Source organism: Haloarchaeobius ordinarius (assembly GCF_051801355.1).
Lineage (GTDB): Archaea > Halobacteriota > Halobacteria > Halobacteriales > Natrialbaceae > Haloarchaeobius.
The window spans coordinates 1743863-1759676 of the sequence record NZ_CP196560.1 but is presented as its reverse complement, the minus strand read 5'-3'; the positions used below and the strand labels follow the sequence as shown (position 1 = coordinate 1759676).

Below are 15814 nucleotides of genomic sequence, written 5' to 3'. Positions count from 1 at the left end.
CTCGCGGTCCGGTCCCGGGCGGCCCGTGCACGACACCCGAACCCGGCAGTACCTCTATGTGGGTTCGACCTGAATACGGAATCAAGAAATTCCCCTATGGAAGGTGAGGAGACTCCGATTCCACCGTACGCCGAGGATTCTCTCGACGTCCTCGCCGACGCGATTCCCGACGACCGACCCGGAATACACGAAGCCGACGCCCGTGACGTGCTCGTAGACGAGGGATTCTCGCGGGCCGACGCCGTCGACACGCTCGAACTGCTGGAGATGCGTGGATACGTCTACCGGGTCGAAAACGAGGTCAGAATCACCGACTGACTCCCCCTCGTCGGACTGGACTCGTCGTCGGGCCTCTCTCGGGGTGACGACCATCGCACGCCGAGTAAGCGCCGACTAGGGTCCATCACTACCCAGAAAGCGACGCGTTTCTCTCGCGAGCGCCAGCCGTAGGAGTCGAATAGTAAGAAGGGGTCGTCGAGTAGCCAGTCCCATGAACGTCGAGCAAACGGGCCGCGTCGCAGACGACGTCCTCGCGGAGGTATCACGTGCCGTCATCGCCGACCAGACCGTTCTCGAGACGATATTCACCGGTATCGTCTCCCGGGGGCACGTCCTCCTCGAAGACGTGCCGGGGACCGGAAAGACCCTCACCGCACAGAGTTTCGCCGCCGCGCTCGGCCTGTCGTTCTCCCGCGTGCAGTTCACGCCCGACCTCCTGCCCGCGGACGTGACGGGGACCTACGTGTACAACGAGCAGACGGGCGAGTTCGAGTTCAACGAGGGGCCCATCTTCGCGAACATCGTCCTCGCCGACGAGATCAACCGCGCCTCGCCCAAGACCCAGGCCGCGCTCCTCGAAGCGATGGAAGAGAAGCAGGTGACCGTCGACGGGGAGACGTGGGAACTCCCAGACCCGTTCTTCGTCATCGCGACCCAGAACCCCGTCGAACAGGGCGAGGGGACGTTCCCGCTCCCGGAGGCCCAGCAGGACCGCTTCCTCGTGAAGACGAGCCTCGGCTACCCCGAGACCGACGGTGGCGTGGAGATGCTCATGCGTCGCGGGGAACGAGACGAACAGGCACCGCAGGCACAGCAGGCCATCGCGGCCGACGATCTTCGAGCGATGCAGGCGGTGCCGGAGCAGGTCGACGTCACCGAAGACGTCGCCCGGTACGTCGTCGAACTGGTCGAAGCGACGCGGGACGACCCACGAGTGACCGTCGGCGTCTCCCCTCGCGGGTCGGTCCGGCTGTACGAGATGGCTCGTTCGTGGGCCGCACTCTCCGGACGGAACTACGTGATTCCCGACGACGTGAAGGCGGTCGCCCACCCCGTACTCGACCACCGACTCGTGCTCACGCCGGACGCGCGGGTGAACGACGTGACGAAGGCGGCTGTGGTCGAGGACGTGCTGGACGAGGTGCCCGTGCCGCGGGTGAATCGTGAGGAACGCGCCTCGGCAGGGACCAGGCACGGCGACTGACCGACCCAACGCGCGAACCCGGGGAGACGGTCAGCAGAGCATCGGTCGAATCCGTCAGCGGCGACGACGACTGTCTCTGTTCGGACCGCAGTGACGTGGTTTTCTTCGGTTCCACCGGCTCGAACAGACCGTCCATACACGAGGCGGGCACACGGACGGGAGCAACAGGTAGCCTCCGTTCCGGAACGGCGCGACGGGTCACTCGTGCAGTGCGGCCGTCAGCACGACGATCGCGACCAGCAAGAGCGCGAACTGCGTGAGCGGGAGACCGGGCGTCCCCAGTCCCCGGGCGACCCTCCCGACCCCGACCGTGATGGCACCGACCAGTGCGGTGCCGAGCAGGTGGACCGACTCGACCGGCCACGTGGTCGGCTCCTGACCGAGTTGTTCCCCGACGTTGACCGCGGTCTCGCCCGCGTCCCAGGCGAGAACGGCGGCCACGCCTGCGAGCAACAACGCGTCGAACGACGCCTGCCTGGTGACGCCAGCGACCAGCACGGCCAGGAAGACGAAACCGCTGCCGACCTTGAGGAGCGTCCGGGTGCGCCGGCCACGACCGGGCGCGAGCGCGATGGTGACGAGGAGCGCGCCGACGAGAGCCGGGACGACGGTCGCGAACACGGTCGCCCTGTCGACGCCAGTCCACGCGAACACGATGGCTGCACCGACGAGCAGGACGCCGAGACTGCCGACGACCAGGCCGAGCAGCCGGGTCCATCGCCACGCGACCCAGAGTCCAACAGTCACGAGGGCAACGCCGCCGGCCCCGAGCAGCATCGTCGAGTCGCGGGCCACGCCGAGCGACGAGAGGCTGCCGAGTGCGGCGACCACGGCCACGACCGTGCTCAAGAGCGTCGGGCGATACGTCACCGAAACCGGTGTCGTCGTCGTCGTGTCGCTCCTCACGCCGGGGCACCTCTCTGGACGCTGGCGGCCTGCTCGCTCGCGAGAGCGGCCTCGAGCGGTTCGTCGCTCTGCCACTCGATGGTCGGGATACCGGACCCCCGAAGCGTCCTGACTCGCGCCTCGCGTTGCACCGTCGCGAGCTGCTGACCGAGCGTCTCCCCAGCGGTCACGTCAGGCGTGACGACCGTGACAGCGTGCCCGTACTCGTCGAGCCGGCGCGCCGCCTCGACTATCTCGTCGTCACACAGCGGCGAGAGCAACACCAGCTGGGTCCGCTCGGTGAGCCGGTGGCGCAGGTCGGTCAGGAGGTCCGTCGTGTCGGACCCCGCCGTCGGCTGCTGGGACGAGAACGCTTCGTGGGTCGCCAGCAGCTGCTGGATGCTGGCACGGTGGTTCGGCCCCATCCCGGTCGGGTGCCAGACGAGGTCGTCGTAGAAGGCTGCGACGCCGACCTGGTTCCGGTCGGCGGCGAACGCCGAGACGAGCTGTTCGGCCGCGGACGTACACAGCGCGACGGCGTGGGGTTCGCCAGGGAGAGACCGGTACGACGACACTCGGGCGTCGACCAGACAGACGATGCTCGCGGCCTGTTCCGTTCGGAACTCGGTCGTCGAGAGCTCGCCCGTCCGCGCGTACCGGTTCCAGTCGATACGGTTCATCGGGTCACCGCGCTGGTACTCTCGCGTCCGGTGGAACTCGATACCGCTGCCGCCCCGGTCGGCGGTGACCTGCCCGTTTCGGGGGAGCGTCTGCGACCGGGCCGTCACGCCGTCGACACCACCCGTGCAGTCGATTTCGGTCGAGGCGGCGACCGTCGTCTCGGTCTCGTGCTCGCCGCTGAGGTCGCGCGACACGACGGTCGCCGGATCGAAGGGGTGTGTCCCGCGCTTGGCCTCGACGGTGTACGAGAACGTCGTCGAACCACCGGACCGGAGGCTCGCACCGTGGCGGGCCATCCCGTCGGTCACGGTCAGCATCGGGGGGACGCCGTCGACCAGCCGCAGGTCAGGGAGCGAGCGCTCCCCGGTGTTGGTGACCGTGACTGTCACCTCGACCGGGTCGCCGTGGTCCGGGTCGTCGTCGCTCAGCCGTCGCTCGATGTCGAGACTCGGCTCCGGCGGCGAGGTGAGCCGGGGATACGTCGCGTAGGCGACGCCGAGCAGCGACAACAGGAGTACGTCGGGCCGGTCGGCGACGACGCCCACGGCCGTCGCCACGAGCGCGATGGCGACGATTCCACGCCACCGTCGGGTCGTTCGGCGCTGGCTCATCGGGTGTTCCCTCCGGTGTCGGCGTGTTCGACGATGGTTCGAGCGGTCCGCCGGGCACGGTGCTGGAACAGTGAGTCACCTCGTGCAAGTGCGCGAACCCGGGCAGAAATCGAGTGACCGTCGCGGTCAGCGGCGAGGAACCTCGCGGCCGTCTGGTCGGTGGTCCACGTCCCCTCCTCGACGCGCACCGTCGCCTCGCGTCGACTCGACGCCGACGCGTTCGCGACCACGTCGACCGCGGTCTCTCGCAACTCCTCACGCACCGTCTCCCGACGCTCCGATTCGACGTGCGGAACGACGACGAATCGTGCATCGAGCAGGTCGTCGAACGCCTCTCCCGGCGCCGGCATCGCGAGCGACTCCTCCGGTGTCGGCATCGTCGCCTGGTCCAGCGTGCTCGCGCGAGCCGAGAGCAACACCGGGACGGCGACGAGGATGCCGAGGCCGGCGACGGCCGCCGCGACGAGGTAGTCGTTACCGAGCGCCTCGACCAGCGCGTCGGCGACGGGCGCACCGAGGTCGCTTCCGAGCGCGGTGGCCCCGGCGACGAGTGCGGCCAGGCCCAGGACGGCAGTGAGAAGCCGTCGTCGGTTCATCGGTCACCTCCGCCGTGGCCGACCCCGCGGTACTGGGTCCCGCGACGGTCCCCGTCGTGGCGCGCCCGGAATCGCTCGAGACCGCGTCTGGCTCGCTGTCGCCGGTCCTCGGTCACCGGCGCCTCACCATACCGGACCTCCTCGAACGGTTCCGTGAGCGCGTCGATGGTCTCCTCGTCGACGCCCTCGGCCCGGGCGACCTCGGCGCACTCCCGCGGTGCACACGAGCGAACGTCACCGAGCCCGAGTGTCTCGACGAACTCGTACCACGCCGCCGAGACCTGGTTCGTCGGTGCAGCTTCGGTCGGCGGCTCACCGGCCGCGTCGTCGCTCGCCGGGTCGAGCAGACCCCACCGTTCGAGTCGGTCGCGAAGCATCGCCACGAGTCGGTCGCGATGGCGAACGCCGAGCGCGACCAGTGCCAGTCCGACCAGCATCGGGGCGAGCGACCGGAGCAGGTCCAGAAGCGCCGCGAGCAGCGAGAGCAGTCGATCGAGTAGACTCTCGTTCGTCCCGGGCCCCTGCCGTGTCTCCTCGTCCGCACCGAGTCCCTGTTTCTGCGTCTGTGTCCCCCCACCTGCAGCCTGCTCGCTATCCGAACCGCTGGTGCCGCCCGAGGCGGTTGCATCCCCGTCGCCACCGTCAGCACTCGTCTGCTCCGTCCCATCGCCCGTCACCTTCGACTGCTGGGTCGCCTCCGCACCGTCACTCGAGGCAGTCGACGACGATTGCGAGGTATCGGGTGTCCCCTCCGACTGCACCTGCGACTTGAGGCTCACCACGCTGTCGGTGCCGATCGGAATCTCGGAGGTGTCGAGGTCGATGACCTCGTCCGGGTCGGTCGTCACCGACGACTCCAGCGACGTCGCCGCCGTGCTGATGGCGAAGACACAGCAGAGCGCGACGGCGAGTGTCAGGAGTGGCTCCCAGTTCATGTGTTCGCTAGGCGCCCACGCCACGCGCAGGGATTACTATGTGGAGAATAATCCAGACCAGGTCAAGTAGTGTCGAGACTGGACGGCGAACGCCTCGGACGACCGGCCGGAAAAATCGGAGGTGCCGCGAAGATGGGGTGTTTGGGAACCACGCCGACACGGAGATCCTCATCGTCCGGTGGGACGGAGCGTGGATGGTCGCCGACGGGAGGTGGGCAACTCCCGGGCGATGTCGGGTAATGCGGCGTGATGAGCGACGAATTCCACCTCGCCAGTGTGTAACACCGGCAGTACGTGCTTCGACCTGCGGTAGTATTACTACACGCCGCGTAACTCGCTTATCGCATCGTTATCAGACGGTTAGCCCGGCCGTAAACGTGGAGACATGCCGCACGCGGTAGGAACGGCCGGTCGTGGTGGCGGCCCGGTTTCCGAGCGACGAGAGAATCGTAACCCCGACTCGCCGAAACGGGCCGAAAATCAGTCCTGGGCCGGTGCCGCGGTCGTCGCGTTCATGACCAGCCGATGGGCCCGCTCGAACAGGTCGTCGGCGCGCTCGTCGCTCCGGGCCTCGGCCGTGATTCGAACGAGGGGCTGGGTCCCACTGGGGCGGACGAGGAACCAGCCGTCGTCGGTGTCGACGCGGATACCGTCGCGGTCGTCCACCTCGGCGTAGCGTTCACGGAGCGTCGTCTCGACGGCGTCCATGACCGCTGCCTTCTCGTCCGTCTCGACGCTGTCGCGGCGAATCGGGTACGTCTCGATGTCGTCGACGAGTCCCCGGAGCGACCCGGCCGTTGCCACGAGAGAGGCGAGTTTACACGCCGCGAGCGGGCCGTCGGGACACAGCGTTTCGTCCGGCCAGATCCACGCACCACTGGGTTCCCCACCGAAGGCGACCGCGGGAGCGGTCGCGGCCTCCGCGACGTACACGTCGCCCACTTTCGTGTGCTCGACCGTCGCACCGAGTGGCTCGAGGGCATCGTCGACGGCGAGGCTGGTGTTAAGTGGGGCTGCGACCCGGTCGCCCTCACCCACGGCCTCTCTGGCGAACAGCGCCCACAGCACGTCGCCGGGGACGAACTCGCCGTCCTCGGTGACCGCCATCATGCGGTCGGCGTCCCCGTCGTGGGCGATGCCGAGGTCGGCCGTCTGCGCGACCAGCCGGGTCAGACTCTCGCAGTTCTCGGCGGTCGGTTCACTGGGCCGGCCCGGGAAGCTGCCGTCGGGCTGGGCGTTGAGCGTCTGGACGTCACAGCCGAGGTCGTGAAGGACCGACGCCGTGAGGCCGCCGGTGCCGTTCCCGACGTCCACGACGACCGACAGGTCGCCGTCGATGTCGACGGCATCGCGGAGGGCCGCCTCGTGTGCGGCGACCGCCGTCTCGTCGGACGCGATACTGCCAACGCAGTCCCAGCGTGCATCGACGACCTCCCCCTCGCGGACCCGCCGGGTTATCTCTGCTCGCTGGTCGGTGTCGAACGCCTGGCCCGACGGGTTCCAGAGCTTGATACCGTTGTCCTGGGCCGGGTTGTGCGAGGCGGTGATGACGACTCCCGCGTCGGCGTCGTGGCGTTCGATCGACCGCGCCACGGTCGGTGTCGCCGCGAGGCCGACGTCGACGACGGCTGTGCCGCGTTCGCGGAGTCCCGCGACGAGTGCCTGCTGGAGCGGTTCCCCGCTCTCGCGGGCATCTCGGCCAACGACCACGTGCTCGTAGCCTGCAGACGCGACCGCGCGACCGACCGAGAGCGCGAGGTCACACGTCACTTCCGTGCCGAACTCACCGCGAATACCGCTCGTGCCGAACATGGCGGAACGAACGAGACCTCCGGGCATAAATATCTGGACGCTAATCGCTCCCCTGCGTCGGCCACCAGTCGCAGTCGGGGCAGTGTTCGATTCCGTTCACCAGTTCGGTCGTGCTGGCACAGTCCGGGCAGTCCGAAAGTAGGGTGTTGGGCATACACACAGCGTGTCATGGGAATGCTAATAGATACACCAGCCCATGGTCGGGGTGAACGACCGTCACCGTGAGTCGTCTCGTCGAACAGCCAGTGTCGTTATCACACTGTTTCGCCAAGGGGTCGTATGCGCGGTGGGGAAACGAGGAGGGACGACATCGTCCGGAGTGATGCACTCGAGCGGGTCTCAGATGGAGTGGTGGCGTTCGACGCCGACCTCCGGTACACGTACGTGAACGAGCAGGCAGCATCGTTACTCGAGAGAGACAGCGACGAACTCATCGGCGAGTACGTCTGGGACGTGTTTCCCGACGAGGAAGGCTCGGTCGCGGATGACCGCATCACCGAAGCCCTCGAAACCCAGCAACAGCGCTCGTACGAGCGATACAGCACCACCGCCGAACGGTGGTTCGAGGCGCGAATCTATCCCGACGAAGACGGACTCTTGATATACTTCACGGACATCTCCGACCGGAAATCGTACGAACAGGAACTCGAACGGGTGAACCAGCAACTCACCGCCCTCGTCGAGAACACCTCGGAAGCGGTCTACATCAAAGACGACGAGGGGCAGTACCAGCGGATGAACGAGGCCGCCGCCGCGTTCTTCGACCTGACACCGGAGGAGGTACTCGGGAAACGCGACGAGGAACTGTTCGACCCGGCGAGTGCGAGGACCGTTCGCGAGGTCGACGAACGTATCATGCGGTCGAACGAGAGCGACTCCTTCGAAGCGGTCCAGTACATCGACGGCGAACGACACGTCTTCCTCGACAACAAGTTCCCGTATCACGACGAGGACGGGGAAGTGGCCGGCGTCATGGGCATCAGCCGGGACATCACGGACCGCAAGCGACGTGAGCAGGAACTGAAGACGGTCAAGGAGGAGTACGAGACGGTCTTCGAGAACGCACAGGACTCGCTCTTCCTGGTCGACGTCGACACCGAGGAGTCAGACGACACTGCCGACCCCGACCGTTCGACGGCGTCACACGACGTGACGTTCCGGTTCGAACGCCTCAACCCACGACACCAGCACGTCAGCGGAATGTCGACGGATGAACTCCGCGGCCAGACGCCCCGGGAAGCGTTCGGTGAGGACGTCGGCGCGACCATCGAGGCGAACTACCGGCGCTGTTTCGAGACCAGAGCGCCGATCACCTACGAGGAGGAGTTGCCGATGCCTGCGGGGAACATCGTCTGGCAGACCAAACTCGCCCCGCTCGTAGTCGACGGCGAGGTGACACGCATCATCGGGACCGCCCGGGACGTGACCGAGCGGGTCGAGCGAGAACGCGAGCTGGAGCGACAGAACGAACGCCTCGACGAGTTCGCGGGCGTCATCACCCACGACCTCCGGAACCCACTCTCTATCGCCTGGTTGCACCTGGAGTTCCTCCGTGAGGAGTACGAGGACGACCATCTGGACGCCGTCGCCGACTCCCTCGACCGGATGCAGGCCATCATCGACGACACGTTGACGCTCGCCAGGCAGGGGAAGACGGTGGGAGAGACGACGCCGGTCCCGATAACGAGTCTCGTCGGCCAGTGCTGGCGGATGGTCGAGACGGATGGTGCGAAACTCGACCTCCGCGACGAATTCAGCCTCTGTGGCGACCGAGACCGGGTACAGAACGTCTTCGAGAACCTGTTCCGGAACAGCGTGGAGCACGGTGCTCCACGAGCCTCCGGCGAAGCCGGTGACAGCGTCGAGCACGGCTCGACGAGCAACCGAACACAGTCCGGTGACAGCGTCGAACAGAGTTCCACTGGAAACCGGACACAGTCCGGTGACAGCGTCAAGCACGGCGACGACGGCGTGACCATCGGTATCGGCCGCCTGGGCGACTGCGGGTTCTACGTCGAAGACGACGGCCCGGGTATCCCGGTAGACCAGCGAGAAGCGGTGTTCGAACCCGGGCACTCGACGGCCGAGAACGGGACCGGTTTCGGGTTGGCCATCGTCAACCGGGTGGCCGACGCACACGGCTGGGACCTCACCGTCACCACGGGGAGTGAGGGCGGTGCCCGGTTCGAGTTCACGGGTGTCGATATGGGACCCGACCTCGAGTGCTGAGCCGGGTCGCGTCTCAGAACGCCTCCACGTCGGCGGCCGGTGAGGTGACCGAGACCGCGCCCGTGAGTTCCGAGTGCGGGTACGGCATCGAGATACCCTCCGCGTCGAAGCGTTCTTTCACTGCCTGGACGAACTGGGCGCGGACGCCCGCGGCGCTCGTCTCCCGCGGGTTCACCCAGACGCGCCCGGAGAGCACGACCGCAGAGTCACCGAGGTCGGCGACCGGGGCCGACGGTTCGGGGTCGGGGAGGACACCCTCGATGCTTCGCCCCACGTCGGTGATGATGGACTGGGCGTGGCCGATGTCGTCGTCGTAGCTGATACCGAAGCCGTAGGAAACGCGCAGCGTCTCGTTCCCGACCGGGTTGACCAGCACCGCGTTGGCGAGTTGGCTGTTCGGGACCGTCATCATCTCGTTGTCGAAGGTGTCGAGCGTCGTCACCCGGAGCTGTATCTCGCGGACGACACCCTCGTTGCCGTCCCACTCGATCCAGTCGCCGGTCTGGAAGGGTTCGTCCTTCAGGATGAACACGCCCGCGACGAAGTTCGAGACGAGGTCCTGCGTCGCAAAGCCGATGGCGAGGACGAGCGCACCCGTGAGGGTCGCGAAGGCGACGAGGACGGTTCCGAACCCGGCGACGGTCGCGCCGAGCGCGAGCGCACCGACGAGCGCGACGATTCCCGCGAGACTGGCGCCGAGACTGACGATACCGGGTTTGAACCCGCGCGATTCGAGCGACCGCTCGGTCAACCGGACGAGAATGGACTTGCCGACGACGTAGAGCACCGCGAACGCGACGAGGAATATCGCGACGGTCGTCGCCACGTCGACGATACCGGGCCCGTACTGGTCGAGGAACGCGTCGGGCGTCGTTGGGAACCCATCCGCCTGCAGTGGAACGAACATACGAATAGTATCAACCCAGAGAGATATGGCTAATGAGTCGTGTCGGTCGACCCGGTCCGGCGATACCACAGTCCCGCGTCCACGGCGCGGAATCGTCCCACCGAACCGAGATAACGAGCCGTTCGGTCGGCCGTCACGTGGAACACCCTTAGGTAGCCACCCCCCGTAGTGTGCGCAGTCACACATGTACGACGACATCCTCCTCCCCGTCGACGACAGCACCGAGGCGACCGCAGTCGTCCACCACGCCGCCGAAATCGCCCACTGGGCCGACGCGAATCTCCGCGTGTTGAACGTCGCCGACACGGGCCGTGACAGCGTCACCGTGGTCGACACAGACGTGGTCGACACCCTGGTTCGCGAGGGCGAGACCGTCGTCTCGGAGGTGGCTGCGACGCTCGACACGCTCGGCGTCGACTACACGACCGACGTGGTCCAGGGCGACCCCGCACCCACCATCGTCGAGTACGCCGAGCGCTACGACTACGACCTCGTGGTGATGCCGACCCACGCGCGCCAAAACCTCTCGCGCTATCTCCTCGGGAGCGTCACGGAGAAGGTCGTCCGCCTCTCGTCCGTGCCGGTTCTCACGGCCCGTCTGCTAGAGGACGACTCGCTGCGGTTTCCCTACGAGTCCATCCTGCTCCCGACCGACGGGAGCGACACGGCGCTGCACGCGGCCGAACACGGCCTCGACCTCGCGGCTGCCCTCGACGCCCAGATACACGTCCTGTCGGTCGTCGACGACGACGCGCTCGGCCTCGACGTCAGGTCGACGGCCGCCGAGGACGAGAGCGAGGGGGCGGCGAGCGAGGCCATCGACGCGGTCGTCACGGCGGCCGAGGAGCGCGGTATCGAGGACGTCACCAGCCACGTGGAGCGGGGTAGCCCCGACGAGGTCATCGCGGCGTTCGTCGAATCGAACGACGTGGACGCGGTCGTGATGGGAACGACCGGCAGACGGGGCGTCGACCGCATCCTGCTGGGGAGCGTCGCGGAGAAGACCGTGCGGTCGGTGTCGGTCCCGGTCATCACGGTCGGGGAAAAATCGTAGTCGAACTGTGGAGTTCGGCGTCGGTCGACCTACTGCGTCGGCCCGACTTCCTCGTAGGGCTGGACGATGACGAAGCCGCCCGGCGACGCGAAGTCGAGCTGGTACGTCTCGCCCGAGGACTTCCCGAGGAAGCCCTTGATGCTGCGGTCGGTCTTCACGCCTGGTGAGACCGCACTGCTCCAGGCGACCGTCGCGTCGGGGTCCGTCGTGACCGGCGTCTCAAGCACCAGCGGTTCGCCGTGAGTCGTGATGGCGACGTTGCCCGGGCCTTCGAGGTAGACGTTGAACAGCCCGCCGGTGGCCGCTCCGGCGATGCTGTCGATGGTCTTGATGTCCCAGCCAACGCTGCTCTCGAACGCGAGCACGTCGTTGCCGTTCACGCTTATCTCCTCGCCGGGGTCGAGGCTGAGTATCTGGACCTTCTTACCCTGGTCTGCGAGGTAGAGGTTGCCTCTCCCTGTGGCCTCCATCATGACCGACCCCTCGCCGGTGGCCGCCTTCTTTATCATCCCCGTCAGTCCGCCCGCGGACTTCCGGTCGAACGAGATGTCTCCCTCGTAGGCGACCATCGACCCTGCTTTGGCCATGACACTGCCGTCGAGTGCCACGTCGAGCAGTTTGCCGTTCTCGAGCTGGAATCCGTCTCCGCCCTCTTTCGGTGCGTTCTCCCTGGTGAATTGTTCGAGATCCATGTCAGTCCCTGAGACGCGTCAGACGCGACTCTGCTACCCGTACACCAGACAAGTATAAGTATCTTGAGTAGAACGCGAGTCGCTCACCGGGGTCGCCTCGACCCAGCCACAGGGCGTCGAACGACGGTGGTTGGCTCCACAGTCACGGCATCTTGACGGGACGCTCCTCGAACCGCTCGCCTTCCTCGTCGGAGAGAACCGTCTCCTGAAGCACCGTTCGCATGCCTCGCCTGAGGCGTTCGGACGTCGCCTGACTGGACACGCCGAGTTCTCCGGCGATATCTTCGAGCGTGCTCTTCCGGGGCACCTCGTAGTACCCCGAATCGACACTCACCTCGAGTGCCTCTCGCTGAGCGGGCGTGAGTTCCGGGAAGGCCGTCTGCTGGCCGACGTCCTCGCTGGTCGGGTCTTCACGGAGGATTCGCTGGACGGTCAGGGGGATGTCCCGTCGCTCGCAGTACGATGCGAACTTCTGGAACGTCTCCTCGCTGGCGAACGTCGCCTGGATACGTGACTCGTCGGCGGTCGCCGTGTGCGTCTGGAAGAAGATGTCGTGGTCGACCACGAACGGGTATAGCGACTTCTCCCGGGTCTCCTCGGACATCGTCGTCCGGTACAGCCGCCGGTCCCTCGACTTCGAGAGGACACGGAACGCCTCGAGCGTCTCGTCGTCGGTCAGCCCTCTCTCGAACGCCTCGTAGTCACCACCATACGCCGAGAAGACGAGGACGACGGTCGTCTCGTCCTGCAACCGGAGGTCGTGGATCTGGAACGACATCCCCGGCGCTCTGTCTCGGGCTTCACGTAACATCGGTGATTTGATGGTGAACTCGACGAAGACGCTCATGAGAGTACACTTCTGCACAGAGAGTTGTAAAATTGTCCCAACATCTAGCCTCAACTGGCTTTTATATTAAGGGCAGTCTCGAATTACCAATAGTGATTTCCCATCCCGAACGCACGCCCAGATTCGGATTCGACACCGGCTCAGCCAGTCTCTGGAGCGTCCCAAACGCTGAATATTCGACGGAACCATCAGCAAACGTGTCAGATATTCATATTCGGTCGCTGCCCGCACCTGAACGCGAACCACACGACGGAGGAAGGGAGCAGAACGTGGAGTCGACGGTGGGATGGGTACGTGGTGCGCCGTCGGACGAGGGGTGAACTGGTGAGACGAGTTGCACTCGCGGACGTGGCCTCCGACGACCCCGGCGACGAGAGCGACCGTCACCACCTCGCCAGCGCACTCGGCACCGAGAGCCTCGCACTCACCCGCTACCGCATCGCTCCCGGTGACGGGCTTCCCGGCGGGGTGCACGCTCACACCGACCAGGAGGAAGTGTTCGTCGTCCTCGATGGGACCGTGACGTTCGAGACGCCCGCGGCGGCCGATGGCCGGGTGGCAGTGTCGGCCGGGGAGGCCATCAGGTTCGCCCCCGGCGAGTTCCAGTCCGGGTGGAACCGGGGCGAATCCGACTGCACCGTCCTCGCACTGGGCGCGCCGCGAGACAGCGACGATACACGAATCCCCGTCGCCTGCCCCGACTGCGACCATCCCGACCTGCGTCTCGACGTCGGCGGGGACGCACCGACGCTGGTCTGTCCGGCCTGTGCCGCCGAACACGTCCCCGAACCGTGCCCCGCCTGCGGGGACGGTGAGTTGGTCGCACGACTCGACGGCCACGAGGCAGTCGTCGTCTGCGAGTCGTGTGCCAGCGAGTTCGCGGACCCGCCGTTCCGGGGCCGAGTCGACTAGCCGCGGGCAGGGAGACGGTGCTTCGATGTCACGCCCACCGAGCCGGTCGCTCCCGTTCACTTTCACTTTCACTCCGCCCATGGCTCACCCCTTTTACGTGGGCACGTCTCCACCCGGGTATGTCACAGACGCACGAGACGCCGACGGACGACGAGATACGGAACGCCCTCGCGGCCGCCGAGCGTGCCATCGAGCAGGCCGACTACGACGGTGTCGAGCGAGCCAGCCTCCGGTTACTCAGTCTGGCACGCCGGGGGCGGCGTGAACGGGTGACCGAGACGGTCGGCGCGACTGCGGACTGACCGAAAAACAGGACTGCGAGTCACGACCGACGTCAGGGCGCGTCTTCGAACAGTTCGCTCATCACCTTCGCCAGCCCACCACGGAGGTGCTCGTGGAACGTCGGTGCCGAGATGTCGAACGACGCGGCGATGTTCCCGCCGTCCGTCGTCCGGGGCCACTCGAAGTAGCCCGCGTGGAACGACGCCTCGAGGATGGCGAGCTGTCGGTCCGTGAGTCGTGCTTCGAGCCGTTCCCAGTACGCGAGCGCGCTGTCGGCTTCGCGTTCGACCCGTTTTTTCGCGCGGAGGTCTACCCGGTCGAACGCCGACTGAAGGTGACCGACGAGGTCTCCGACGTCGGCCGTCGACGCGGCCTCGCAGACGAGTTCGTACCGGTCGCCAGTGACCGTCGCCACCCGGTTGCTCGCGCCACGTTCGGCCACCGCGAGCAGGGGCGACCCGCCGGTGACCACGCACTCGAACCGACAGCGGTCGTCGTGGTCCCCGAGGACGGCGACGTGGTCGACGGCCGCGTGTTCGTCCAGGGCGTCGGTGACGGTCTCGGCGGCCGCGTCCTCCGCCTCCACGTACAGCCGAAGCCCCGCGGCGGCGACCGTACTCGCGGTGACCGTGAGCACGCCGTCGACCGCCCGTGCGACCGTCGCGAGGGGTGCCGTCTCGTCTTCGACGTCCACGCGAAGTTCGGTCGCGTACTCACCGTGGAGGAGTTCGCGGGACTCGACGGCGTTCATCGCGTACCCGAGCGTGTTCCCGAGCACCGCGAACGCGTCGCGTTCTACCTCGCCGAAGGCGTCCGGCTGGTCGGTGTGGACGACGAGTGCGCCGTAGCGAGCGTTCTGGTACGAGAGCGGGACCGCCAGGTACGACCTGAACCCTTCGCTCGCCGCCCGTTCCTGTAGCGGGTCGCTCACGTCGCGCTGGACCACCGGGCCCTGGCCGTCGAGTGCCTCACCGACGGTCGTCTGCTCGATGGTTGCTGGCCCGAGTGCAGCCAGCTCGTCGAGGAGGTCGTCGTCACCGGCACCGTCGCGCGGCTGGATACGCCCATCCACGCTCCGGTCGACGACCCACGCGAGGCCGCAGAACCGGGCGTTCGCGAGTTGCCCGCACGCGATTGCTTCGATGTCCTCGCGCCGGGACACGTCCAGCAGCGAGCCGATGACCTCCCGGACGAGTCGGCCGACGCGGTTGACCTGTTCGAGCTGTCGGTTCCGGTGTTCGACCGCGGCCTCCGACTCCCGGCGTCCGGTGATGTCGAGGTGTAACACCAGCACGAACGTCTCGCCGCCGTGGTCGAACCGGCTGGCTCGCATGACGAACCAGCGCTTCGTCGTCGGGCTGTGACAGGGGTACTCGAGTGTGTGGGTGTCGCACTCGCGCTCGGCAACCGCCCGGATGCCGGTCGCCGCGTCGGTGCCGTCGGACGTGGCACTCTGGTCACAGACGGAGAGGTAGTTTGTGCCGACCATGCCGGGGTCGTCGTCGAAGCCGTTGTCGTGGGCGAACTCGCGCCAGGCGTCGTTGGTGTAGACGATGGTCCCATCCGTCTTCAGGACCGCGAACTGCGTCGGAATCGCATCGAGCGTGGCGTCGCCGAACGAGTCGTCGTGGTCGTCACCCCCCGGTCTCGGGCCGATGGTGGAGTCCCCCTCTGTCGTGTTGGTGTCACTCATTGGTTTCGGGCATGCACGCGCCGTCGTGGCTGCGTGCTATCGAAAGTCATCCAACCTACTGTTGATGTCCGTATAAGTCTACTCCCAAAACATCAGACGAGCAGGTTGGGGTTCGAGACCGCTCCGGAGCACTCTGGAGACCGCCGGAGCCACGACGCGGTTACCTGTCGCCCAGATAGTGTTTTAGCGCTCGAC

The 15814-nt window shown here is 66.7% G+C and carries 15 protein-coding genes; 6 read left to right on the top strand and 9 right to left on the bottom strand.

The window, feature by feature from the left end; all coding sequences use genetic code 11:
• Positions 1–96 precede the first annotated feature (96 nt).
• Positions 97–318, top strand: a complete 222-nt coding sequence (locus ACSC1R_RS09145; RefSeq protein WP_439025437.1) for a hypothetical protein — start codon at positions 97–99, stop codon at positions 316–318.
• Between the two features lie 172 nt (positions 319–490).
• Positions 491–1483, top strand: a complete 993-nt coding sequence (locus ACSC1R_RS09140) for an AAA family ATPase (protein WP_439025436.1) — start codon at positions 491–493, stop codon at positions 1481–1483.
• Positions 1484–1681: 198 nt separating this feature from the next.
• On the opposite strand, the gene ACSC1R_RS09135 is transcribed toward ACSC1R_RS09140, so the two are convergent.
• The 5 genes from ACSC1R_RS09135 to glmM form a co-directional block, all read right to left on the bottom strand.
• Positions 1682–2389 carry a DUF7519 family protein gene (locus tag ACSC1R_RS09135; protein WP_439025435.1) on the bottom strand — a complete coding sequence of 236 codons (708 nt, stop codon included), beginning with the start codon at positions 2387–2389 and terminating at the stop codon, positions 1682–1684.
• Positions 2386–3660, bottom strand: coding sequence for a DUF58 domain-containing protein (locus tag ACSC1R_RS09130; RefSeq protein WP_439025434.1), 1275 nt, complete (start codon positions 3658–3660; stop codon positions 2386–2388). Before ACSC1R_RS09130 ends, ACSC1R_RS09135 begins: the two co-directional genes overlap by 4 nt.
• Complete coding sequence (locus ACSC1R_RS09125) at positions 3657–4256, bottom strand: DUF7269 family protein (RefSeq protein ID WP_439025433.1); 600 nt, start codon at positions 4254–4256, stop codon at positions 3657–3659. The genes ACSC1R_RS09130 and ACSC1R_RS09125 overlap by 4 nt, the downstream gene beginning before the upstream one ends.
• Positions 4253–5191 (bottom strand): DUF4129 domain-containing protein, encoded by a 939-nt coding sequence (locus tag ACSC1R_RS09120; protein WP_439025432.1) that lies wholly within the window; start codon positions 5189–5191, stop codon positions 4253–4255. The genes ACSC1R_RS09125 and ACSC1R_RS09120 overlap by 4 nt, the downstream gene beginning before the upstream one ends.
• Before the next feature lie 480 nt (positions 5192–5671).
• Positions 5672–7003, bottom strand: a complete 1332-nt coding sequence (gene glmM / locus ACSC1R_RS09115) for a phosphoglucosamine mutase (RefSeq protein WP_439025431.1) — start codon at positions 7001–7003, stop codon at positions 5672–5674.
• Positions 7004–7282: 279 nt separating this feature from the next.
• On the opposite strand from glmM, the gene ACSC1R_RS09110 reads away from it, so the two are divergent.
• Positions 7283–9232, top strand: coding sequence for a PAS domain-containing protein (locus ACSC1R_RS09110; protein ID WP_439025430.1), 1950 nt, complete (start codon positions 7283–7285; stop codon positions 9230–9232).
• 13 nt (positions 9233–9245) lie between these two features.
• Here ACSC1R_RS09110 and ACSC1R_RS09105 read toward each other — a convergent pair whose 3' ends face one another.
• Entirely contained in the window at positions 9246–10139 is an 894-nt protein-coding gene (locus tag ACSC1R_RS09105; RefSeq protein WP_439025429.1) for a mechanosensitive ion channel family protein, read from the bottom strand.
• 184 nt (positions 10140–10323) lie between these two features.
• Between ACSC1R_RS09105 and ACSC1R_RS09100 the strand changes: the two genes are divergently transcribed.
• Positions 10324–11193, top strand: a complete 870-nt coding sequence (locus ACSC1R_RS09100) for a universal stress protein (protein WP_439025428.1) — start codon at positions 10324–10326, stop codon at positions 11191–11193.
• Positions 11194–11222: 29 nt separating this feature from the next.
• Here the strand turns inward: ACSC1R_RS09100 and ACSC1R_RS09095 are convergent, their stop codons facing one another.
• Positions 11223–11885, bottom strand: a complete 663-nt coding sequence (locus tag ACSC1R_RS09095) for an AIM24 family protein (RefSeq protein WP_439025427.1) — start codon at positions 11883–11885, stop codon at positions 11223–11225.
• A gap of 142 nt (positions 11886–12027) precedes the next feature.
• Positions 12028–12732: a helix-turn-helix domain-containing protein gene (locus ACSC1R_RS09090; protein WP_439025426.1), complete on the bottom strand. Its 705-nt coding sequence runs from the start codon at positions 12730–12732 to the stop codon at positions 12028–12030.
• Between the two features lie 324 nt (positions 12733–13056).
• Between ACSC1R_RS09090 and ACSC1R_RS09085 the strand changes: the two genes are divergently transcribed.
• Entirely contained in the window at positions 13057–13644 is a 588-nt protein-coding gene (locus ACSC1R_RS09085; protein WP_439025425.1) for a cupin domain-containing protein, read from the top strand.
• 119 nt (positions 13645–13763) lie between these two features.
• Entirely contained in the window at positions 13764–13946 is a 183-nt protein-coding gene (locus ACSC1R_RS09080) for a hypothetical protein (RefSeq protein WP_439025424.1), read from the top strand.
• 32 nt (positions 13947–13978) lie between these two features.
• Here the strand turns inward: ACSC1R_RS09080 and ACSC1R_RS09075 are convergent, their stop codons facing one another.
• Positions 13979–15619 carry a bacterio-opsin activator domain-containing protein gene (locus tag ACSC1R_RS09075; protein WP_439025423.1) on the bottom strand — a complete coding sequence of 547 codons (1641 nt, stop codon included), beginning with the start codon at positions 15617–15619 and terminating at the stop codon, positions 13979–13981.
• Between the last annotated feature and the right edge of the window lie 195 nt (positions 15620–15814).